The organism is Natrialba sp. PRR66, assembly GCF_034808065.1.
Taxonomy (GTDB): domain Archaea; phylum Halobacteriota; class Halobacteria; order Halobacteriales; family Natrialbaceae; genus Natrialba; species Natrialba aegyptia.
In genome coordinates this window covers 1-278 of the sequence record NZ_JAXHGN010000072.1, presented here as the reverse complement: position 1 = coordinate 278, position 278 = coordinate 1, and the positions used below count along the sequence as shown (strand labels likewise).

The 278-nt window shown below is 62.6% G+C and carries 1 pseudogene; it reads right to left on the bottom strand.

Going from position 1 to position 278, the window contains the following annotated elements:
• Nucleotides 1-278, bottom strand: a pseudogene (locus tag SM755_RS23530) (hypothetical protein); the annotation flags it as partial.

Below are 278 nucleotides of genomic sequence, written 5' to 3'. Positions count from 1 at the left end.
AGAACGAGGCTCGGGAACAGCAGTTTGAAGACGATCTCGTGAAGCCCTGCGCCGAGCGCCGAGAGCGAGGCCCCCTGTGATTGGACGGACTCGCCGATCGGGCCGGGCGACCCCAGCAGGAACTGGAGAAAGGTGGTAGTGACGTACTCAGTGGCGCTGAAAAACAGTTCGTACCGCGACGTCCAGAGGAAGAAGATGGCCCCGAACACGAGCGTCGGAACGTAGAACCGTCGCTGCGAGCGGATCGGTTCAGCGATCCCGAACGGCGTGCGCGAAAC